General features: G+C 68.5%; 17 protein-coding genes and 1 rRNA gene. 8 read left to right on the top strand and 10 right to left on the bottom strand.

What is annotated here, in order from left to right:
• A 5S ribosomal RNA gene (gene rrf / locus ACYVL2_RS15670) occupies positions 1-88 on the top strand; the annotation flags it as partial.
• 160 nt (positions 89-248) lie between these two features.
• Here rrf and ACYVL2_RS15665 read toward each other — a convergent pair.
• Positions 249-392: a hypothetical protein gene (locus ACYVL2_RS15665; protein ID WP_460544979.1), complete on the bottom strand. Its 144-nt coding sequence runs from the start codon at positions 390-392 to the stop codon at positions 249-251.
• 106 nt (positions 393-498) lie between these two features.
• On the opposite strand from ACYVL2_RS15665, the gene ACYVL2_RS15660 reads away from it, so the two are divergent.
• On the top strand, positions 499-1,020 hold the full coding sequence (locus tag ACYVL2_RS15660; protein WP_460544977.1) for a carboxymuconolactone decarboxylase family protein: 522 nt from the start codon (positions 499-501) through the stop codon (positions 1,018-1,020).
• A gap of 97 nt (positions 1,021-1,117) precedes the next feature.
• Positions 1,118-2,563, top strand: a complete 1,446-nt coding sequence (locus ACYVL2_RS15655; protein ID WP_460544982.1) for an MFS transporter — start codon at positions 1,118-1,120, stop codon at positions 2,561-2,563.
• Positions 2,564-2,622: 59 nt separating this feature from the next.
• Here the strand turns inward: ACYVL2_RS15655 and ACYVL2_RS15650 are convergent, their stop codons facing one another.
• From ACYVL2_RS15650 to ACYVL2_RS15620, 7 genes are all read right to left on the bottom strand, one after another.
• Positions 2,623-5,163, bottom strand: a complete 2,541-nt coding sequence (locus ACYVL2_RS15650) for an ABC transporter permease (protein WP_460544974.1) — start codon at positions 5,161-5,163, stop codon at positions 2,623-2,625.
• A gap of 2 nt (positions 5,164-5,165) precedes the next feature.
• Positions 5,166-5,939 (bottom strand): ABC transporter ATP-binding protein, encoded by a 774-nt coding sequence (locus ACYVL2_RS15645; protein ID WP_460544981.1) that lies wholly within the window; start codon positions 5,937-5,939, stop codon positions 5,166-5,168.
• A 250-nt stretch (positions 5,940-6,189) separates the two neighbouring features.
• Positions 6,190-8,727 (bottom strand): ABC transporter permease, encoded by a 2,538-nt coding sequence (locus tag ACYVL2_RS15640; protein ID WP_460544972.1) that lies wholly within the window; start codon positions 8,725-8,727, stop codon positions 6,190-6,192.
• A 3-nt stretch (positions 8,728-8,730) separates the two neighbouring features.
• Positions 8,731-9,561, bottom strand: coding sequence for an ABC transporter ATP-binding protein (locus ACYVL2_RS15635; protein WP_460544969.1), 831 nt, complete (start codon positions 9,559-9,561; stop codon positions 8,731-8,733).
• Between the two features lie 196 nt (positions 9,562-9,757).
• Entirely contained in the window at positions 9,758-10,429 is a 672-nt protein-coding gene (locus ACYVL2_RS15630; RefSeq protein WP_460544967.1) for a transcriptional regulator, read from the bottom strand.
• Positions 10,426-11,676, bottom strand: coding sequence for a sensor histidine kinase (locus tag ACYVL2_RS15625; protein WP_460544965.1), 1,251 nt, complete (start codon positions 11,674-11,676; stop codon positions 10,426-10,428). The genes ACYVL2_RS15630 and ACYVL2_RS15625 overlap by 4 nt, the downstream gene beginning before the upstream one ends.
• Positions 11,677-11,741: 65 nt before the next feature.
• On the bottom strand, positions 11,742-12,572 hold the full coding sequence (locus ACYVL2_RS15620) for a RecB family exonuclease (RefSeq protein ID WP_460544963.1): 831 nt from the start codon (positions 12,570-12,572) through the stop codon (positions 11,742-11,744).
• 89 nt (positions 12,573-12,661) lie between these two features.
• On the opposite strand from ACYVL2_RS15620, the gene ACYVL2_RS15615 reads away from it, so the two are divergent.
• From ACYVL2_RS15615 to ACYVL2_RS15605, 3 genes are read left to right on the top strand one after another with little or no spacing between them, the layout of a single operon-like run.
• Positions 12,662-13,429 carry a class I SAM-dependent methyltransferase gene (locus tag ACYVL2_RS15615; RefSeq protein WP_460544961.1) on the top strand — a complete coding sequence of 256 codons (768 nt, stop codon included), beginning with the start codon at positions 12,662-12,664 and terminating at the stop codon, positions 13,427-13,429.
• A gap of 58 nt (positions 13,430-13,487) precedes the next feature.
• Positions 13,488-14,588, top strand: a complete 1,101-nt coding sequence (locus tag ACYVL2_RS15610; RefSeq protein ID WP_460544959.1) for a zinc metalloprotease — start codon at positions 13,488-13,490, stop codon at positions 14,586-14,588.
• A gap of 39 nt (positions 14,589-14,627) precedes the next feature.
• Positions 14,628-15,518, top strand: coding sequence for a tRNA (adenine-N1)-methyltransferase (locus ACYVL2_RS15605; RefSeq protein WP_460544957.1), 891 nt, complete (start codon positions 14,628-14,630; stop codon positions 15,516-15,518).
• Between the two features lie 16 nt (positions 15,519-15,534).
• On the opposite strand, the gene ACYVL2_RS15600 is transcribed toward ACYVL2_RS15605, so the two are convergent.
• Positions 15,535-15,819 (bottom strand): ferredoxin, encoded by a 285-nt coding sequence (locus ACYVL2_RS15600; RefSeq protein WP_460544955.1) that lies wholly within the window; start codon positions 15,817-15,819, stop codon positions 15,535-15,537.
• Between the two features lie 115 nt (positions 15,820-15,934).
• Here ACYVL2_RS15600 and arc point away from each other — a divergent pair, with 115 nt between their 5' ends.
• Positions 15,935-17,716 (top strand): proteasome ATPase, encoded by a 1,782-nt coding sequence (gene arc / locus ACYVL2_RS15595; protein WP_460544953.1) that lies wholly within the window; start codon positions 15,935-15,937, stop codon positions 17,714-17,716.
• Positions 17,717-17,760: 44 nt separating this feature from the next.
• Here arc and ACYVL2_RS15590 read toward each other — a convergent pair whose 3' ends face one another.
• Complete coding sequence (locus tag ACYVL2_RS15590) at positions 17,761-18,948, bottom strand: PP2C family protein-serine/threonine phosphatase (RefSeq protein WP_460544951.1); 1,188 nt, start codon at positions 18,946-18,948, stop codon at positions 17,761-17,763.
• A gap of 155 nt (positions 18,949-19,103) precedes the next feature.
• On the opposite strand from ACYVL2_RS15590, the gene dop reads away from it, so the two are divergent.
• Entirely contained in the window at positions 19,104-20,609 is a 1,506-nt protein-coding gene (gene dop / locus ACYVL2_RS15585) for a depupylase/deamidase Dop (protein ID WP_460544948.1), read from the top strand.
• Positions 20,610-20,808: the final 199 nt, after the last annotated feature.

Here is a 20,808-nt window from a genome sequence, read left to right as displayed (position 1 = left end):
CGGTCCCATTCCGAACCCGGTCGTTACGGCTTCCAGCGCCGATGGTACTGCACTCGCGAGGGTGTGGGAGAGCAGGACACCGCCAAACATATACATGCAGCAGCCCCGCCGGGCTACCCGGCGGGGCTTTTTCATACCCTCTCCCGGATCGGGGAGGGGCGGACGCCCACCATGAAAAAGACCGCAACCTTCCCGGTTGCGGCCCTTCACGCTGAATTCTTGGAGATCGGTGTTCGGGGGTAGTGGTATTACGAGGACATCATGTCCCGGAGCTTGTACATGCCGGCGCCGACGCCGAAGATGGCTCCTGCCACGAGGAACGCCATCAACGACACGCTGACGAGTAGGATCGCGACTCCAACAGCTCCGGTGACACTAAGAAATGTGCTCACTTGGCCTCCTCCATTGCAGGCTCGGGTGGCGGTCTGCCCTTCCAAGCATTGTCGCACATCGATGCATAGCTCGTTATGCGCATCACAAGTTAGACAGGTCACACTAGTGAACAGCAAACATATCTCGCGACTCCCGAACGCGCAACTTCCCGAGTCGGCCGGCCAGCGACTGGCCGCTGTCGGCCGCGACCCGATCAACCTCCATCGCGCCGTCGCCCATGCTCCGGCGATGCTGCTACCGCTGCTCGACCTCATTCACGCCGTGCGGTATGACGCCACCGTCTCACGGGCTCACCGGGAGCTGCTGATCTGCCGGATCGCGCAGATCGAGGACTCGGCCTACGAGCTGGCCCACCATCTCCCGATGGCGCGGGACGCCGGAATCGGTCAGGAGCAGCTCGACGCACTGGAACACTGGCACGACGCGGAGTGCTTCGACGCGCCGCAGCGGGCGGTGCTCGCGTACGCCGAGCATCTGGCGGCCGGCGCCGAACGAGACGACGATCAGCTCGAGGCACACTTCAGTGCGACCGAGCAGACCGAGCTCACCGTCGCCGGATCGGCCTACGTCGCCGTGGCCCGAATCCTCAGAGCACTCGACGTAGAGATCGATGACCATCTCTGTTGAGCCCTCACCGGCATTTGCGTCATTTCATATCGCCCCGCACCGAACCGGCTTACGATTTCGGGCATGTAGCGGCCACAGGGCGGGTACGGGGGAGGATATGACGACGGACAATGAAGGACCGACCGAAACCGGAACCGTCAAGCCCACGGCAGTCGTGTTCGTTTCGGCCGCAGCAGCTCTCGGTGGATTCCTCTTCGGTTACGACACTGCCGTCATCAACGGGGCGGTCAACGCCCTGCAGTCAGGCTTCGAAATCTCGGCGGTAACGGTCGGCTTCGTCGTGTCCTCGGCGCTGCTCGGCTGCGTCGTCGGCGCCTGGTTCGCCGGCGCCCTGGCCAACCGGCTCGGGCGCACGCGAGTCATGCTCCTGGCGGCCATCTTCTTCTTCGCCTCCTCCTTGGGCAGCGCACTCTCCACCGGTCCGCTCGACCTGACCGCATGGCGCATCCTCGGCGGGCTCGCGGTCGGTGCGGCCAGTGTCATCACCCCGGCCTACATCGCCGAGATCGCGCCGGCGAACCTGCGTGGACGACTGGGTTCGTTGCAGCAGTTCGCGATCGTCACCGGCATCTTCACCTCCCTGCTGATCAACTACGTCATCCAGGCCTCGGCCGGCGGCGCCAGCGAGCTCGCGCCCTGGGGCGGCACGGCCTGGCGCTGGATGTTCGCCGCGGAGTCGATCCCGGCATTCCTCTACTTCATGATCGCGCTGCAGATTCCCGAATCGCCTCGCTACCTGGTATCGAAGCGACGGTTCAAGACGGCGAAGCAGATCCTGCAGAAGTATGTCGGAGGGGATGTCGAATTCCGTGTCCAAGAGATCGAGGAGTCGCTCCACAGCGACAAGCCCATTCGCTTCGCCGATGTGCGCGGGCCGCGGCTGGGGCTGATGCCGATCGTGTGGATCGGCATCCTGCTGTCGGTCTTCCAGCAGTTCGTCGGCATCAACGTCATCTTCTACTACTCCACGACACTGTGGCAGGCGGTCGGGTTCTCCGAGAACGACTCGTTCCTGACCAGCGTGCTGCAATCGCTGGTCAACATCATCGCCACCATCATCGCGATCCTGCTGATCGACAAGATCGGCCGCAAGGTGCTGCTGCTGTTCGGCTCGTCGCTCATGCTGGTCATGCTGACCGCGATGGCGATCATCTTCGCGACCGCTCCGATCGTCGACGGCGAACCGAACCTGACCGGCGCGGGCTCGGTTCTCGCGCTCATCGCCGCGAACCTCTACGTCGTCGGATTCGCGAGCTCCTGGGGCCCGGTCGTGTGGGTGCTGCTGGGAGAGATGTTCCCCAACCGGATTCGCGCCTCGGCACTGGCCATCGCGGCCGCGGCACAGTGGCTGGCCAACTGGGTCATCACCACGACCTTCCCGCAACTGGCCGAGATCGGTCTCGGTCTGGCGTACGGGCTCTACGCGAGCTTCGCCCTGCTATCACTGCTGTTCGTGTTCAAGGCCGTGCCCGAGACCAAGGGCATCGAGCTCGAGGACATGGAAGATCTGAAGAGGATCGGCAAGGCGCAGCCTTCGGCGTAGCGAGAGGGAAGGGGCGGCCCCGCGGGGCCGCCCCTTCGTTTCCGGTTTCCTGGACAGGTCTATTCGTACGCGATCGCTCCGAGGATGTTGACCTTCGAGGCGCGGACCGCCGGCGCGATGGCCGCCAGCAGGCCCACCACGACCGCCGCGCACACGTACCCGATCATCAGACCGGTCGGCACGGCGAACACGTCGATCCCCTCCTCGCTGAGCGCCTGCTGCAGCACCCAGGCGAGGCCGATGCCGACGCCGATGCCGAGCAGCGCCCCGAACAGGGCGATGGTGACACTCTCGACGGTGACCATGCGGGTGGTCTGGCCTCTGGTCATGCCGATCGCGCGCAGCATCCCCAGCTCGCGGGTGCGTTCGAGGACCGACAGGACCAGCGTGTTGATCACGCCGATCACCGCTACCACCATCGCCAGTCCCAGCAGCAGCTGAATCGCGATGATCGCGAAGTCGAAGAGCACCGTCACCTGCGCGAGGTACTCGTCGTGGTTCTGGACGCTCACCTCGGGTTCGTCGGCGAGGACGCCCTCCAGGTCGGCGGTCACGGCCGCGATGTCGGCGTCGTCGGCCACGTCGACCAGCGCCATGGTCGGCTTGGTCGTGAAGAACTCCTCGGTGTGGGCCGTGGAGACGTACCAGCCGTCGGTGTTCTCGTTGTCGGCCAGGACCGCGGCGACGGTCAACTCGTGCGCCTCACCGCCGCGGCTGAACGTCGCCTCGACCGTGTCCCCGAGGCCCACCCCCAGGTCTTCGGCGCCTGAGGCGTTCACGGCGATCTCATCGTCGGCCAGGTCCGAGATGGAGCCTTCGGCGAGCTCGCCGCCGAACAGGTCGATGATGCCGTCGAAGTCGGTGGTGGCGTTGACGTACTGCTCGGTGCCGTCGATCTGGGACACGTCGTAGTACACGTCGACCGCGGTCTCGACGCCGTCGACGGCCCTGATCCGGTCGACCGAGGCCGGCTCGAACGTGGCCGGGATCGTCGAAGTCGCCGGACCGGTGACGAACAGCTCGGCCTCGATAGTGTCGTCGAAGTAGTTCTCGAAACTGGTCTTGACGCTGGTGAGCAAGGTCGCCGTGGCCGTCACCAGGGTGACGCCGATCATGAGCGCGGCGGCGGTGATGGCCGTTCGCCGCGGATTGCGGGCGGCGTTGCGTCGCCCGAGCTTCCCGGCGAAGTTCCACGACCACAGGCCGCCCAGAAGCCCGACCAGCGGCCGCGAGAGCCACGCGGTCAGCAGCGTCGCTCCGATGAACACCGCTCCGGCCCCCAGCGCGGTGCCCATGAGGTTCCGGTCGCCGAGATTCTCGGTCAGTCCCAGGGCGATCAGGCCGACGCCGACGGCGGTGACGATCGCGCCGGCGACGGTGACGCCGGTGACCGGCTTGTCGGTCTTGGCCGCGTCGCGCATCGCCTCGACCGGTGCGACCCGCGAGGCGCGCACGGCCGGAACCAGCGCCGCCAGGACCGTGACGCCGATGCCGACGATCAAGGCGGCGAGCACCGCCGAGAGCGGGACCGACTGGGCGACCTCAGCGGTGTCGAGGAGCACGCTGGAGGCCAGCCTCGTCAATCCGATGCCGCCGGCGACGCCGACAGCGGCGCCGATGATCGCGGCGATGGATCCGAGGACCAGCGCTTCGGTGAGGACCGAGCGGACGATCTGATCGCGACTGGCGCCGATGGCGCGCATCATCGCGATCTCCTTGAGGCGTCCGGCGATCACGATCGAGAAGGTGTTGGCGATCAAGAACACCGACACGAAAACGGCGATGGCCCCGAACCCGAGCAGGAAGTTCCCGATGATGCCGGTGGCCTCGGCACTCTCGGCGCTCTCCTCGGCGACGAACTCCTCGTGGGTGACCACCTCGGCGTCGTCGCCGACGGCCGCGGCGAGCCGGTCGCGCAGTTCGGCGGCGGTGGTGCCCTCCTCGGCGTGAACGGCGAACGCGGAGTACGAGTCGGCGCCGTCGAACACGAGCAGCTGCGCCGTGGCGGTGGTGAAGGCCAGCTCGGTGGAACCGTCGATCGAGTCGCGGCCTCCGGGATAACCGTAGACGCCGACGATGTCGTATTCGGTCTTGTCGCTCGAGAGCGAGTAGGCGGTGACGGTGTCGCCGAGGCCGAGACCGGAGTCGGCGGCGAACTCGGCCGAGACGGCGACCTCATGGTCGGCGGACGGACCGCGGCCCTCTCGCAGTTCGCGTTCGGTCCACTCGTCGCCCCAGTTGACGGCCATGGTCGGCACGAAGCCGCCCACGAGCTTCCCGTCGGCGCCGATGGCGTTGACCATCCAGGAGACGCTGGTGGTCACTTCGGCGACGCCGTCGGCGGCTTCGACCGCGGTCAGCGTCTCGCCGCTGATCCCGTCACGCACCATCCGCTCGCCCCGCGTCTCGGGCTCGACCGGCTCGACGATCACGTCGACGCCGGCGTACTGGTCCGAGTTGAGGTCGTTGACGGTGGCCTCGATGGAGGCGGTGAGGACCAGCGCCGCGGCGATGAAGGCCGAGCCCAGGACGACGGCGAGGCTGGTGAGGGCGAGGCGGGCCTTGCGGCCGGCCATGCCCTTGAGCGTGGCTCGCAGCATTGCTAGAGGGAACCTCCATGTGCGAGCTTCTCGAAGCCGCGCATCGTGTCGATGACCGAGTCGGCGCTCGGTTCATGCAATTCCTCGACGATTTGTCCGTCGGCGAGGAAGACGACGCGGTCGGCGTAGGCGGCGGCGGTGGGGTCGTGGGTGACCATGACGATGGTCTGGGCGAATTCGTCGACGGAGGTGCGCAGGAAGCGGAGGACTTCGGCTCCGGAGCGGGTGTCGAGGTTGCCGGTGGGTTCGTCGGCGAAGACGACTTCGGGGCGGGAGGCGAGTGCGCGGGCGCAGGCGACGCGCTGCTGTTGTCCGCCGGAGAGTTCGGTGGGTTTGTGGTCGAGGCGGTCGCGCAGGTCGAGGGTGTCGATGATGCGCTTGACCCATTCGGGGTCGGCTTTGGATCCGGCGATGGCCGAGGGGAGGGTGATGTTCTCTTCGGCGGTGAGGGTGGGCAGGAGGTTGAACTGTTGGAAGATGAAGCCGATTTTGTCGCGGCGGAGTTTGGTGAGGGCTTTGTCGCCGAGGCCGGTGATGGTGGTGTCGCCGATGGTGACGGTGCCGCGGTCGGTGTTGTCGAGGCCGGCGAGGCAGTGCATGAGGGTGGATTTGCCGGAGCCGGAGGGGCCCATGATGGCGGTGAACGCGCCGGAGGCGAACTCGACCGAGACGTCGCGCAGCGCGACGACCTGCGCCTCACCAGAACCATAGGCCCTCCAGAGGCCGGAGGCGGAGACGGCCGTGCGCGTCGCGGGCGGCGCCGGGGGATTTGCTATTGGCACGGGATGGCCTTTCTAGGACGGCGTTCCTTGCTTCTGGCCCAAGGCTATGGGCGCGCCGCTCCGGATGCTTCGGCCCGCGGGCCGGACTTCTCCTCATACCGAAGGCGGAGAAGTCCGGCGCGACTCGGCCGAATGGCGGAGACCCGGCGCCTGTGCCGAGCGAAGCCGTCGGCGGACGGGACGGCGAAAGGGGACGGCGCATCGCGCCGTCCCCTCCTTTCCCGGTTTCCTTCAGAGAAAGCTGTTACTCGTAGGCGATGGCCCCCAGCACGTTGAGCTTGGCCGCCCGCGCGGCGGGGGCGATAGCCGCCAGCAGGCCCACGACCACCGCCGCGATCAGGTAGATCACGATCAGGAGCCATGGCAGCGCGAAGTGGGACAGTCCCTCGGACTCGAGCGCCTGCTGGACCGTCCATCCCAGACCTATGCCGACGCCGATGCCCAGCACCGCGCCGAACAGGCAGATGATGATGCTCTCGACGGTGATCATCCGGCGCGCCTGACCGCGGGTCATGCCCACCGCCCGCAGCAGACCCAGCTCCCTGGTCCGCTCGAGGACGGACAGGACCAGCGTGTTGATCACGCCGATGATCGCGATGATGATCGCCAGCGCCAGGAGGACCTGCACCGAGGCGACCAGTGTGTCGAGCCCGGCGGTCTGCTGCTCGACGAACTCGGCGTTGTTGGTGACGCCGACCTCGGGCTCGTCCACGAGGACGTCCTGGACCCGTTCCTGGACCACCGTCACGTCGGATCCTTCGGCGACGTCGATGTAGGCCTGCATCGGCTTGGGGATCGAGAAGTGCTCGATCTGGTCGGGGGCGACCCACCAGCCGTTGGTCAGCGTGTAGCCCTCCAGGAGCGCGTCGACGCGCAGTTCAGCGGTCGTGCCGTCGGCGTAGGAGACCTCGACCGTGTCGCCCAGGGCCAGGCCCCGGTCCTCGGCGGTGCCCTCGTCGATCACGACCGAATCCGGCGCTAGATCGGCCACCGATCCCTCGGCGACGGTGCCGCCGAAGATCGCCAGCGACGATTCGAGGTCCTCACTGGAGGACAGCGCCGCCGGCTGCCCGTCGACTTCGACGCCCATGTAGTCGATGTAGACGTCGCCGACCGACGCGACGCCGGACACCTCCTTGAGCTCGGTGAGCGTCTCACGCGAGAACGTCGGGACGTTGGCGCCGGTCTGGGCGCCGCTGACGACCAGGTCCGAGTTCAGGTTGAGCTCGAGCGTCTCGGTGGTGGTGGCCTTGAGGCTCTGGACGATCGTGGCGATCCCGGTGATGAGCGCGACGGCGATCATGAGCGCCGATGCGGTGATCGCCGTTCGGCGCGGGTTGCGGCCGGCGTTGAGCCTGCCGAGCTTGCCCGCGAACGTCCAGGACATCAGCGCCCCGAGCCCGGCCACGAGCGGGCGCGACAGGAACGGCGTGAGCATGGTGATGCCGACGAACGCGATCCCGATGCCGCTGAGCATGCCGGTCAGCGTCTGGTCGCCGAGGTTGTCGGTGAGGCCGAGGGCGATCAGCGCCACGCCGACGGCGGTGACGATCGCGCCTGCGATGGTGATGCCGCGCAGCGGCTTGGGCGGGTTGACCGCCTCGCGCATCGCCGCGACCGGCGGCACCCCGGAGGCCTTGACCGCGGGGAACAGCGCCGCGAGCACCGTCACTCCGATGCCCACGACCAGCGCCCAGAGCGTGGTCGGCGGGACCATCAGTGTGACCGGCAGGCCGTCGAGGGCCATCGAGCTGACCGCCTGCGACAGGCCCCAGCCCAGCAGGACGCCGAGTCCGAGTCCGACGACGGAGGCGATGGCGCCGATGATGAGCGCTTCGGTCAGCACCGAGCGGACCACTTGCCCGCGTTCGGCGCCGATGGCGCGCAGCAGCGCCAGTTCGCGCTGGCGCTGGGCCACGATGATGGTGAAGGTGTTGATGATCAGGAAGACCGAGACGAACACGGCGACCAGGCCGAAGCCGAGGAAGATGTAGCCCATGACGTCGGCGACGACCGCGAAGCCCTGAGCGGCCTCTTCGCTGGCCTCTTGGCCGGTCTGGACCTTGTATTCGGGGCCGAGCGCGGCGGCCAGGTCGTCGGTGTCGACGTCGCCTTCGATGTAGATGTTGGAGTAGACGTCTTGGCCTTCGGTCATGAGCCGCTGGGCCTCGTCGGTGGTGAAGATCATCTGCGTCTCGCCGACGAGCGAGTCGCGGCCGCCGCTGAGACCGTAGACGCCGACGATGGTGTAGTCGGCCCGGTCGGCGGTGTAGGAGTACACGGTGACGGTGTCGCCGATGTCGAAGCCCGACTCGGAGACGAACTTGGCCGACACGGCCGTCTCGTCGTCGGCGGTCGGCCCGCGGCCCTCCCGCATTTCGACGTAGCCGTCCTGGGCCTCCAGGGACTCCCAGTTGAAGCCGATCGTGGGGGCGAAGGTGCCGACGAGCTTGCCGTTGGAGCCGATGGCGTTGATCTCGCCTTCGATCGCCGGACCGACGTCTTCGACGCCCGGGACGGATGCGACCTGCTCGACCGCTTCGGCCGGCACGGTGCCGGTGGGGCCCGCGCCGGCGGCCCAGTCGGTCTCGGACTCGTCGGCGGAGACCACGGCGTCGACGCTGGAGTAGCCGTCGGAGATGGTGCCCCGGACCGAGTTGTCCATGGTGGCGGTCAGGATCATGGCCGCCGCGACGAACATGGTGCCGAGGACGACGGCGAGGCTGGTGAGGACGAGGCGGGCCTTGCGGCTCGCCATGCCTTTGAGAGTTGCTCGGAGCATGGGTCAGGCGACCTTGCTTTCCACGGCGGCGACCAGTTCCTCGAAGTGCTTCATCTTGTCGATGATGGCGTCGGCGGTGGGGTCGGCCATGTCTTCGACGATTTGTCCGTCGGCGAGGAAGACGACGCGGTCGGCGTAGGCGGCGGCGGTGGGGTCGTGGGTGACCATGACGATGGTCTGGGCGAATTCGTCGACGGAGGTGCGCAGGAAGCGGAGGACTTCGGCTCCGGAGCGGGTGTCGAGGTTGCCGGTGGGTTCGTCGGCGAAGACGACTTCGGGGCGGGAGGCGAGTGCGCGGGCGCAGGCGACGCGCTGCTGTTGTCCGCCGGAGAGTTCGGTGGGTTTGTGGTCGAGGCGGTCGCGCAGGTCGAGGGTGTCGATGATGCGCTTGACCCATTCGGGGTCGGCTTTGGATCCGGCGATGGCCGAGGGGAGGGTGATGTTCTCTTCGGCGGTGAGGGTGGGCAGGAGGTTGAACTGTTGGAAGATGAAGCCGATTTTGTCGCGGCGGAGTTTGGTGAGGGCTTTGTCGCCGAGGCCGGTGATGGTGGTGTCGCCGATGGTGACGGTGCCGCGGTCGGTGTTGTCGAGGCCGGCGAGGCAGTGCATGAGGGTGGATTTGCCGGAGCCGGAGGGGCCCATGATGGCGGTGAACGCGCCGGAGGCGAACTCGACCGAGACGTCGCGCAGCGCGACGACCTGCGCCTCACCAGAACCATAGGCTTTCCATACGCCTTGGGCCGCTACGGCTGTGGTCTTGACAGGGGATGCGGTGGACACGAGGCTCTCTCTTTCCACGATGGTGGGTGTTCCGTTGATGAAGCTAAGTGACATCGATGAGTCAGTTGATGGCATCATACATGACGTCATCTAGCATCGCTGTACTCGAGAAGTCATGCCTCGAACCTAGGCGACGGTGCGGGCGTTCGCATCCGCTTTCAGAACGGTCTATCGCTCCGCCTTGCGACGTAGGGAGGAGTACCCCGGTACTACTCGCTGAGGAGTCCGGCCAGGGGAGTCCTCCGAGGCGTCACCGCGAGGGCTTGACCAGGCCGCTTTCATAGGCGAGGACGACCGCCTGGACCCGGTCGCGCACCCCGAGCTTCGTCAGGAGGTGTCCTACGTGCGTCTTGACCGTCGTCTCGCCGACGGTCAACCGGTCGGCGATCTCGGCGTTGGTCAGTCCCTTCGCCAGCAGCATGAGCACTTCGCGCTCCCTCGAGGTCAGCGACTGGAGCAGCGCCGGCGCCTGGTCGTTCTCGGTTCGGTGCGCCTGGGCGAACCGGCCCAGCAGCGTGGAGAGGATGTGCGGGGCCACCACGGCCCCGCCCCGGTGCACGGTGCGAATGGCCTCGACGAGGTCGCTGGCCGGGGCGTCCTTGGTCAAGAAGCCTGCGGCGCCGGCGCGGAGCGCCCCGACGACGTATTCGTCGAGGTCGAATGTGGTCAGTACCAGCACTCTGGTCTGCAATGACGCCTCGACGATGTCGCCGGTGGCGGCAACCCCGTCGCGTCGCGGCATGCGGATGTCCATGAGCACGACGTCGGGGACGAGGCGTCGGCACAGGTCGAAGGCCTCCACGCCGTCGCCGGCCTCGCCGACGATGTCGATGTCGGGTTCGGCGCCGAGCACCATCTTGAAGCCGGCGCGCAACAGCTGCTGGTCGTCGGCAAGGATCACGCGGATCGGTCGCTCGCTCATCGTTCGACTCCCTGGAGGTGGGCGTTCTTCGGGAACCTCGCCTCGATGAGGTAGCCGCCGCCGGGCTGCGGTCCGGATTGGAGGCTACCGCCGTAGAGCGTGGCGCGTTCGCGCATGCCGATGAGTCCGTGGCCGCCCGAGAATCCGGCCGCGACCGGCGCGCCGCGCCCCGAGTCGCCGACCGACACCCTGAACTCGCTGTCGCCGTAGTCGACCACGACCCCTGCCTTCGCCTTCGGCCCTGCGTGCTTGATGGTGTTGGTGAGTGCTTCCTGGACGATCCGGTAGACGGCCAGGCTGACGCCGGTCGGCAGCGGGTACTCCTCGCCGCGGACGCTGTATCGCACCGGCAGCCCGGCCTCCTTCGTCTGGCTCACCAGCGCTCTGAGGGAGTCGACGGTCGGCTGCGGTTCCAGGTCGGCGCTGTAGCCCTCGTCCTGGCCGTGGCGCAGCACGGTGAGGATGTCGCGCATCTCCCGCAGCGCGGTGCGCGCGGTCTGGTTCACGGTCGTGAGCGCTTCCTCGGCGGCGTCCGGGTCGGTGCGCAGGACTCGTTTGGCCCCCTCGGACATGACCCCGATGACGGAGATGTGGTGGGCCACCACGTCGTGCAGCTCGCGGGCGATGCGCCGCTGCTCTTCGGCCACGGCCTGCGCGGCGAGCGCCGCCTGGGTCTCCTCGGCGATGCGGGCCCGGTCCGAGAGCTCCTCGACTTTGATACGCCGGTTGCGGATGACCCATCCGATGAAGAAGGCGGTGGAGGCCAGCAGGCAGTTCACCAGCGTGTTGAGGGCCGCGATGGTGGTCTCGCCGCCCGTCCCGTCCAGGTAGTGGAAGAAGATCGCCACCGAGCCCGGCACCCACACCGCCAGGCTCACGGCGACCGCTCGCAGCGGCCTGCGGTAGGCCGCCGCGGTGTAGGTCAGGGCGAACCAGGTGATGCCGCTGTCGCCGACGAACCACGGCTGATCGAGCAGGAGCCACGCGGCCAGCGCGGCGTTGGTCAACACCACCGCGATCCACAGCGCCCGGCGGCGCAGCGCGATGGGGCTCATCCCGGCGGCCATGATCGCCGCCTGCCCCCACCCGAACTCGGTGCCTTCGAACGCCGCGGGCGCAGAGGTGTTGGCCACGGCGCAGATGAGCGTCACGATCGCCCACAGGGTGGCCGCGAGGAGGGTGTCGGCGATCAGTGGTCTGGTGCGGAGCCAGAGGCGGAGGCGGGTGAAACGGGAGGCGGCGTGCACGTCTTAAACGGTATATGCCGAACGCCCCGACCTCATCGAACGTGAGAATGACTACCGTCTCCCTCTCAAGTAGGAGGCATCTCCAAACCCGGGAGGACGGTCGGCAGCGGATAGTCGGGCGGCTCGCCGCCGAACTCGGGGCACTGCGCCCGGAAGGAGCACCAGCCGCACAGCTTCGACTTCTGCGGGCGGAACTGGCCGGTGGCGATCGCCTCGCGCATGGTCGCCCACAGGGCCTTGACCGACTTCTCGAAGCTCTCGAGCTCGGCCTCGGTGGGGGAGTAGTCGAGCACTTGGGCGTTGCCGAGGTACATCAGTCGCAGCAGCTTGGGCACCGTCCCCCGGGTGCGCCACCAGACCAGGGCGTAGAACTTCATCTGGAACAGCGCCTTGTCGGCGAAGCGGTCCGGCGGACGCTTGCCGGTCTTGTAGTCGACCAGCCGCACCAGGCCGTCGCGGTTCACGTCGGCGCGGTCGATGAAGCCCTTGAGCTGGGTGCCGTCGTCGAGCGTGGTCGTCACCAGGCATTCGGTGCGGTGCGGCTCGAGCCGCGTGGGGTCCTCCATCTTGAAGTAGGTCTCCACCAGCCGCCGGACCCCGCGCAGCCACGTCGTCTCGTCGTCGAGTCCTTCGAACAGCGCCGAGACCTCGTTCCCGGCCTGCAACTGCGTCCATTCGGGCTCGATCATCGCCAGCGCCTCCTCGGGGGTGCGCCGGCCGGCGTCGACCTCGTAGAGGCGCTCGAGCACGGAGTGGACCAGGGTGCCCTGCACCTGGGCCTTCGACGGCGGCTCGGGCAGCCGGTCGACCGCGCGGAACCGGTAGAGCAGCGGGCACTGCTTGAAGTCGGCGGCGCGCGAGGGTGACAACTGGGTCGGACGGGTGGCCTGCGGCATTCTTCGAGCATATGACGGCCCGGCTCGCACCGATCAAGGGCCACCGGCCCCTCCGGGACTATCTAACATAACGGATGTACTGTTAAATCATGCACGCCGACGACACGCCTCCGCCCGGGCCCCGAGCGCTCTCCTTCGGCCAAGCCGCCGACCTCTACGACGCCGCCCGGCCCCAATACCCTGCCGAGGCCCTGGCCTGGCTCACCGGCGACCGGCCCGCGGACGTGGTCGACCTCGGCGCCGGAACCGGACTGCTCACCCGCGGACTCATCGCCCTCGGCCACCGCGTCACCGCCGTCGAACCGGACCCTCAGATGCTCGACAAACTGGCCGCGACCAGCCCCGGCCTGACCGCCCATCACCGAGGTCCCGCAGAAGACCTGCCCCTGCCCGACGCCAGCGCCGACCTCGTCTGCGCCGGCCAGGCCTACCACTGGTTCGACCCCGACCGCGCCCTCCCGGAGATCCGCAGGGTCCTGCGGCCCGACGGCGTCTTCGCGCCCGTCTGGAACACCCGCGACGAGACCGTCGACTGGGTCCGCGCGCTCTCGGCGATCATCGGCACCTCCCAAGGCGAGCACGCCGCCGTCGCCGCCACCGAGCCCGGCCACTTCGGTCCCCACTTCGCCGACCCCGACATTCGCGTCTTCCGGCACGAGAAGACCTTCGACGCGGCCGGCCTCATCCGCCTCGCCCAGTCCCGCTCCCACTACCTCACCGCCGACCAGGACCGCCGAGACGCCATCGTCGAAGGCATCCGGGAACTGCTCGCCACCCACCCGCGGCTGGCCGGACGCGACACCGTCGCCATGCCGTACGCCACCTATGCCTTCCGGGCCCGCCCCGCCCGAACATGAGGAACACCGCAGCGACTGCGGCGACCGGGCCCCGCCCGGCCGCGTAGCATTGCCGCCGATGTCCACCGTGTCGCCGCTGCGCCGCTCCGGTTTCACCCTCTGCCGCGTCAGAGGCATCCCCGTCGTGCTCGGCTACACCTGGCTGCTCCTGGCCGCGATGGTCGTGGCCGTCTACGCCCCGATCGTGGGCCGCTCGATCGACGGCCTCTCCGAGGGTGCCGCTTATCTCGTCGCCGCCCTGTTCGCACTCACGCTGCTGCTGTCGGTCTTCCTCCACGAACTCGGGCACGCACTGGTCAGCCTGCGCGCCGGCATCCCCGTCCGCCAGATCAACCTCGACGCGCTCGGCGGCTTCACCGAGATGGAGCGCGAAGCCGCCCGGCCCGGAACCGCCGCCGCCATCGCGCTGGCCGGCCCGGCCGTCTCGGCCGCCCTCGGCGCCGTCGGCATCGGCGGCCTCGTCCTCACCGAGCCCGGCACCCTCTCCTGGCAGCTGAGCTTCCACATCTGCCTCGCGAACCTCCTGGTGGCCGTCTACAACCTCCTGCCCGGCCTGCCGCTGGACGGCGGCAAAGCCGTCCAGGCCGGCGTCTGGGCCGCCACCGGCAACCGGTGGACCGGCTACCGCCTCGCCGGGTGGACCGGCCGCGTCATCGCCGTCGCCACCGGCGCGGGGGCCCTCTGGCTGTTCTCGGTCGGCTGGTTCTCCTGGATCGGCCTGATCCTGCTCGCCTTCGTCGCGGTCGAACTGTGGCGCGGGGCGTCCTCGGCGATCAAGGCCGGCGACATGGGGCCCAAGATCAACTCACTCAACGCCGCCGCGCTGGCCCGGCCGGTGGTCATGGTGCCGGCCACCGCGACGTTGGCCGAGGCCCTCGAGGCCGCCGACGGCGGCGAGGTCGTCGCCGTCGCCGACCGGCCGGTGGGCATCCTCGACCACGCCTCGGCCCGGGCCGTCCCGGCCGACCAGGTCGCCTCGATGCCTCTGAGCGGCCTGCTGCGCTCGGCGCGGTCGATCCCCGGCATCGAGGCCGGGCTCGGCGGCCAGGCCCTGGTCGACGCGATCGGCCGCAGCCGCGCCGAGCAGTACTTCATCGTCACCGAGGGCCGCCTGACAGGCCTGCTCTACACCGCCGACGTGGTCAAGGCCCTCCGCTAAGATGCTTCGGGCCCATCACCCGAAGGAGAAGGAAACACCGTGGAATCAGACGTGCTCAAGGCGGGCGACCGCGTCCAGTTGACCGACGCGAAGGGCCGCAAGGCCACCATCACCCTGACCGACGGCGGTGTCTTCCACACCCACCGGGGGCAGATCCTCCACGACGACCTCCTCGGCCGCCCCGACGGAGTGACCGTGACCTCCTCGGGCGGGACCGCCTACCTGGCGCTGCGCCCGCTCCTTCCCGACTACGGGCTCTCGATGCGGCGCGGGGCCCAGGTGATCTACCCCAAGGACATCGCCCAGATCCTCACCTTCGGCGACATCTATCCCGGCTCGCGCGTGGTCGAGGCCGGGGCCGGCTCGGGGGCGCTGACCAACTGGCTGCTGCGGGCGGTCGGACCCGAGGGCCGGGTCCACTCCTGGGAGCTGCGCGAGGACTTCGCCGAGATCGCCCGTCAGAACGTGGCCGGCTGGTACGGCAAGGAGCCCGACAACTGGAGCCTCACCGTCGGCGACGTCGCCGAAGCCGACCTCGAGCCGGTAGACAGGGTGATATTCGACATGCTCAGCCCCTGGGAAGCTCTGGACACTGTAGACCGGATCCTGCGTCCCGGAGGCGTCTTCGTCGGCTACGTAGCCACCACCACGCAGATGTCCGACCTGGTCGAAGCCCTCCGGGAGCGGCGCGTGTTCACCGAGCCGGAGGCCTGGGAGACGATGCTCCGCGGCTGGCATCTCGAAGGCCTGGCCGTGCGGCCCGACCACCGCATGGTCGCCCACACCGCCTTCCTGGTCACCGCCCGCAAGCTCGCGCCCGGCACCGTCGCCCCGACCCGCAAGTACAAGCCCTCCAAGGGCCAGCAGGCCCTGCGAGAGCGCAACGCCCGCAACGCCCGGCGGGCCGACGAGGCGGAGTCGGATTCCTGACCGTCAGCGGTCGGTCCTAATCGGCGCCGGGCCCGGCCACCGGCTGCTTGTCGGCGCGGTCCCGGACGTAGATGCACTCGCCCGGGCAGTCATGAGCCGCGTTCACAATGTCCAGACGCCGGTGCTCGGGCACCGCCGCCTGCGCACCTTCGGTGGTCATGAGCTCACCGTCGGTGCTCTTGACGTAGGCCAGGCCGTCGATGTCGAACTCGAACACGTCGGGCGCGTACTGTACGCACAAGCCGTCTCCGGTGCAGGCGTCCTGGTCGATCGACACTTCGAGTTCCCGTTCCTCAGCCATGTCCCCCACATTAATTGCCGCCGAGAATGTAGCGCAATGTCGGTGTCGAGTCTTACTATTGGCGTCCCCAGCCAGCTACGGTTGGAGTAGGACCCTCACTCGGGAGGTGTGACCCGTGGCACGCAACAATGATGACCGTCGACAGGGACTGGGTCGGGACTCAGAGCACGACGAACTGTCAGGACAGGTCGAAGAGCTCCAGGAGGAACTGGCCGCGGCCCGGCGTCGACTCACCGAAACGCCCCGGCATGTCCACATTCTGGAAGAGCGGCTCGCCGCCGCTCAATCCCAGATCGACAGGCTGTCGGAGCAGAACGAACGCCTCGTGGCGACGCTCAAGGAGGCCCGCGAGCAGATCGTCTCGCTGAAGGAGGAGATCGACCGGCTTGCGCAGCCGCCGTCCGGCTACGGCGTCTTCCTGGGCGCCCGCGAGGACGGCACCGTGGACGTGTTCACGTCCGGCCGGAAGTTCCGGGTCGCGCTGGCCCCGTCGATCGACGTGGACGAGCTCGAGCGCGGGCAGGAAGTCCTGCTCAACGACGCCATGAACGTGGTGGAGGTGCTCGACTACGAGCGTATCGGCGAGGTGGTGACGCTCAAGGAGCTCATCGAGTCGGGGGAGGGCGGCCCGCCGGACCGGGCCCTGGTGACCAGCCACGCCGACGAGGAGCGGGTCGTGCTCCTGTCGGACGCGCTGATGAACCAGCCGCTGCGCGCCGGCGATTCGATCATGATCGAACCAAGGGCCGGCTACGCCTATGAGCGCATCCAGAAGAGCGAGGTCGAGGAGCTGGTCCTCGAGGAGGTGCCGGACGTCGACTACTACGACATCGGCGGCCTCGACGGCCAGATCGAGCTGATCAGGGACGCGGTCGAGCTGCCGTTCCTGCACGCCGACCTGTTCCGCGAGCACCAGCTGCGCGCCCCCAAGGGCGTGCTGCTGTACGGCCCGCCCGGCTGCGGCAAGACGCTCATCGCCAAGGCCGTCGCCAACTCGCTGGCCAAGAAGGTCTCCGGGATGCGCGGCGACGACGCCTCGACCAAGAGCTACTTCCTCAACATCAAGGGCCCGGAGCTGCTGAACAAGTACGTCGGCGAGACCGAGCGGCACATCCGCCTGGTCTTCCAGCGGGCCCGCGAGAAGGCCTCGGAGGGCATGCCGGTCATCGTCTTCTTCGACGAGATGGACTCCATCTTCCGCACCCGCGGATCCGGGGTCTCTTCCGATGTGGAGAACACGATCGTCCCGCAGCTGCTCAGCGAGATCGACGGCGTCGAAGGCCTGGAGAACGTCATCGTCATCGGCGCCTCGAACCGCGAGGACATGATCGACCCGGCGATCCTGCGGCCCGGCCGCCTGGACGTCAAGATCAAGATCGAGCGGCCCGACGCCGAGTCGGCCAAGGAAATCTTCTCCAAGTACATCACCGCCGAGCTGCCGCTGCACTCCGACGACCTCGCCGAGCACGACAAGGACCGTGACGCCACGGTCGCCTCGATGATCCAGGCGGTCGTCGAGCGCATGTACTCCGAGGTCGAGGAGAACCGGTTCCTGGAGGTGACCTACGCCGACGGGGACAAGGAGGTCCTGTACTTCAAGGACTTCAACTCCGGCGCCATGATCGAGAACATCGTGGCACGGGCCAAGAAGATGGCCATCAAGGACTTCCTGACCCACGAATCCAAGGGCCTGCGCCTCAACCACCTCATCGACGCCACCGTCGACGAGTTCCGCGAGAACGAGGACCTGCCGAACACCACCAACCCGGACGACTGGGCGCGGATCTCCGGCAAGAAGGGCGAGCGGATCGTCTACATCCGCACGCTCGTCTCCGGCAAGGGCTCCGATTCCGGACGCAGCATCGACACCGTGTCGAACACCGGCCAGTACCTGTAACGCGCGCTTCGCGCGTGCCGGACGAATCCGGCACCGAGTGGGAGTCACGATCGGCCGGCGGGAGGACCCGCCGGCCGATCGGCTCGCTCGGGCACCTGCAAGATCAGCAGCGACAGATCGTCGCGGCGCACATAGCCGCCCTTGTAGAAATCGTCCCTGAGCCTCGACCGGAGCGCGTCGGGATCCCGGTGCCCGGCGGCCACGTGCGCGTTGATCCGCGAGACCAGCGGGAACGCCTCGCCGTTGCGGTTGCGGGCCTCCACCAGCCCGTCGGTGTAGGCCACGATCAGATCCCCGCGCAGCAGCGGCGCCTCCAGCAGCTCGGTTCCCGACGGTGAGGAATCGGCCACGCCCAGCGGCGGGCAGACCTCGGGGGCCAGGCGCTCGACCCGCTGGTGCACCAGCAGCGGCGCCGGGTGCCCGCACAGCACCACCCGCACCAGCGTCTCCCCGGGCGGGATCTCGATCAGCGCCGCGGTCGCGAACGTCTCCTCCCATTCGGCCCGCCCCCGGTTGTCCAGGGTCGCGCGCCGCTCCAGGCGGGCCGCCAGCGCGCACAGGTCGCCGTCGTCGAGCACGCCCTCCCGGAAGCTCCCCAAGAGCGCCTCGGTGAGCCTCACGGCGGTCAGATCGTGGCCCTTGACGTCACCGACGACCATGCGCACCCCGTACTCGGTGTGCTGGACGTCGAAGAAGTCCCCGCCGATCAGCCCCGGGCTGCCCTCGGGAGTCCGGTAGACCGCGGCGACCCGCAGCGACCCGACCTGCGAGGGCACCTCGGGCAGGATCGCCATCTGGGCCGCCTCGGCCACGTTGGTCATCCGCAGCAGCCGCAGCACCACCCGGTCCCTGACCCACGCCAGCAGGATCGACAGCGACCCCAGCGAGAGCACCGCCGCCACGTCGAGCCAACCGCTGGCGGGCAGCGTGAGCAGGCCCAGCGCCTCCGAGCCCGAGGCGACGAACAAGGCCACCGCCAGCACGGCGAACGACGTGGCCACCGGGCCGTTGACCAGGGCCGTCAGGACCGGGAACGTGAAGATCAGATACGTGTAGCGCAGGAAGTCCTGGTTGAAGGCGAACAGCACCAGCGGGGTCATCGCCAGCAGCGGCAGCAGCCGCAGCCACAGCACCGACCGCGGGTCCCCGCCGGTCATCCGCGACCACGGGCTCCCGTTCGTGGTGTACGACCGCGTGACGCCCTGGTCCCGCAGCTCGCCGCTCGCCCCCATCGGGGTGATCGTAAGCGCCCGCTCCGGATCGGGCGGGAAGAACGCGCACACCGCCGCCGGTCGGCGCGCCGCCGGGGCGTGAGACGGCGCGGAAATTTCAAGCGGCCTCGTGCTGGAGGGGTGCACGGGCCGCGGGACCGACTACGCTCGAAGGCATGACCGTTCGCCGCATTATGGGCACCGAGATCGAATACGGGATCAGCGTGCCCGGCCAGCCGGGGGCCAACCCCATGGTGACCTCATCTCAGATCGTCAACGCCTACGCCGCCCGCCCCGAGCTGTCCAAGGGCGGCCGCGCGCGGTGGGACTACGAGGAAGAGACCCCCCTGCGCGACGCGCGCGGCTTCACCTACACCGGGGCGCTCTACGACCCCGCCGAGAACCTGGCCGACGAGGACACCGGGCTCGCCAACGTCATCCTCACCAACGGGGCGCGCCTGTACGTCGACCACGCCCACCCCGAGTACTCGACGCCGGAGGTGACCAACCCCCGCGAGGCGGTCCTGTTCGACAAGGCCGGCGAGATGACCATGGCCGAGGCCGCCCACCGGGCCGCGCACACGCCCGGCATCGGAGCGATCAACCTCTACAAGAACAACACCGACAACAAGGGCGCCTCCTACGGCGCGCACGAGAACTACCTGATGAGCCGGCGGACGCCGTTCGCCGACATCGTCGCCCACTTCACCCCGTTCCTGGTCACCAGGCAGGTGTTCTGCGGGGCCGGGCGCGTCGGCATCGGCCAGGACGCCTCCGAGCCGGGCTTCCAGATCTCCCAGCGGGCCGACTTCTTCGAGGTCGAGGTCGGCCTGGAGACCACGCTCAAGCGCCCGATCATCAACACCCGCGACGAGCCGCACGCCGACGCCGAGCGCTACCGGCGCCTCCACGTCATCATCGGCGACGCGAACCTGGCCGAGTACGCCACCTTCCTCAAGGTCGGCACCGCCTCGATCGTGCTGGCGATGATCGAGGCCGGCGCCTTCGACGACTCGCTGGCCGTCAGCGAGCCGGTCGCCGAGCTGCGCGCGGTCAGCCACGACCCTGGCCTGACGCACAAGATCGAGCTGCGCAACGGCAAGCGCATGACCGCCGTCGAGTTGCAACAGTCGATCCTGGAACAGGCCGAGCGCTTCTGCGGCGACGACGCCGACCCCGACACGCGCGAGGTGCTCGACAAGTGGGCCTTCGTGCTCGACGCGCTGGCGCGCGACCCGTTCGAGCTGTCCGACATGCTCGACTGGCCCGCCAAGCTGGCGCTGCTGCACCGCTACCGGGACCGCGAGGACTTGGAGTGGGGCTCGTCGAAGCTGCAGGCGATCGACCTGCAGTACCACGACGTGCGTCCGGAGAAGGGCCTGTACCACCGGCTCATCGCCCGCGGGTCGATGCAGCGGCTGCTGACCGACCGGGAGGTCATGGAGGCCATGGTCGAGCCGCCCGAGGACACCAGGGCGTTCTTCCGCGGACGGTGCCTGGCCCGCTATCCCTCCGAGGTGGTCGCCGCCTCGTGGGACTCGGTCATTTTCGACGTGGGCGCCGATTCGCTGGTGCGGGTGCCCATGATGGAGCCCGAGAGAGGCACCAAGGCGCATGTGGGGGATCTGTTCGACCGGTGCGAGGCCGCCAAGGACCTGCTCGATGTGATCACCGCGGAGTAGACCGCCGGCAGGCGGCGCCCGCGAATGGAAAGAATTCTCTTATCGGTTTCGAGTCCGCCGCGGCCGCACTCTTGAGATGTGGATCACATGCCGTTCGGCGCTGGCGGGCGGCCCTGACCTGGCACTTTCGGTGGTCGCCTCATCGCCGAGGGTGTCCGGATCCGGCGCCACCGGGCCCGCGCCGGGGCGGAATATTGCC

Source organism: Glycomyces halotolerans (assembly GCF_054779575.1).
The sequence above is the reverse complement of the archived record's forward strand: the minus strand, read 5'-3'. Positions and strand labels throughout refer to the sequence as shown.

What these genes read in the sequence shown, in the direction of transcription:
- ACYVL2_RS15630 (WP_460544967.1), bottom strand. Translation starts at nt 10,429, where the DNA reads ATGAGCGAGCGACCGATCCGCGTGATCCTTGCCGACGACCAGCAGCTG.
- ACYVL2_RS15600 (WP_460544955.1), bottom strand. Translation starts at nt 15,819, where the DNA reads ATGGCTGAGGAACGGGAACTCGAAGTGTCGATCGACCAGGACGCCTGC.
- ACYVL2_RS15615 (WP_460544961.1), top strand. Translation starts at nt 12,662, where the DNA reads ATGCACGCCGACGACACGCCTCCGCCCGGGCCCCGAGCGCTCTCCTTC.
- ACYVL2_RS15590 (WP_460544951.1), bottom strand. Translation starts at nt 18,948, where the DNA reads ATGGGGGCGAGCGGCGAGCTGCGGGACCAGGGCGTCACGCGGTCGTAC.
- ACYVL2_RS15650 (WP_460544974.1), bottom strand. Translation starts at nt 5,163, where the DNA reads ATGCTGCGAGCCACGCTCAAGGGCATGGCCGGCCGCAAGGCCCGCCTC.
- ACYVL2_RS15640 (WP_460544972.1), bottom strand. Translation starts at nt 8,727, where the DNA reads ATGCTCCGAGCAACTCTCAAAGGCATGGCGAGCCGCAAGGCCCGCCTC.
- ACYVL2_RS15655 (WP_460544982.1), top strand. Translation starts at nt 1,118, where the DNA reads ATGACGACGGACAATGAAGGACCGACCGAAACCGGAACCGTCAAGCCC.
- ACYVL2_RS15610 (WP_460544959.1), top strand. Translation starts at nt 13,488, where the DNA reads ATGTCCACCGTGTCGCCGCTGCGCCGCTCCGGTTTCACCCTCTGCCGC.
- ACYVL2_RS15635 (WP_460544969.1), bottom strand. Translation starts at nt 9,561, where the DNA reads ATGTCACTTAGCTTCATCAACGGAACACCCACCATCGTGGAAAGAGAG.
- dop (WP_460544948.1), top strand. Translation starts at nt 19,104, where the DNA reads ATGACCGTTCGCCGCATTATGGGCACCGAGATCGAATACGGGATCAGC.
- ACYVL2_RS15620 (WP_460544963.1), bottom strand. Translation starts at nt 12,572, where the DNA reads ATGCCGCAGGCCACCCGTCCGACCCAGTTGTCACCCTCGCGCGCCGCC.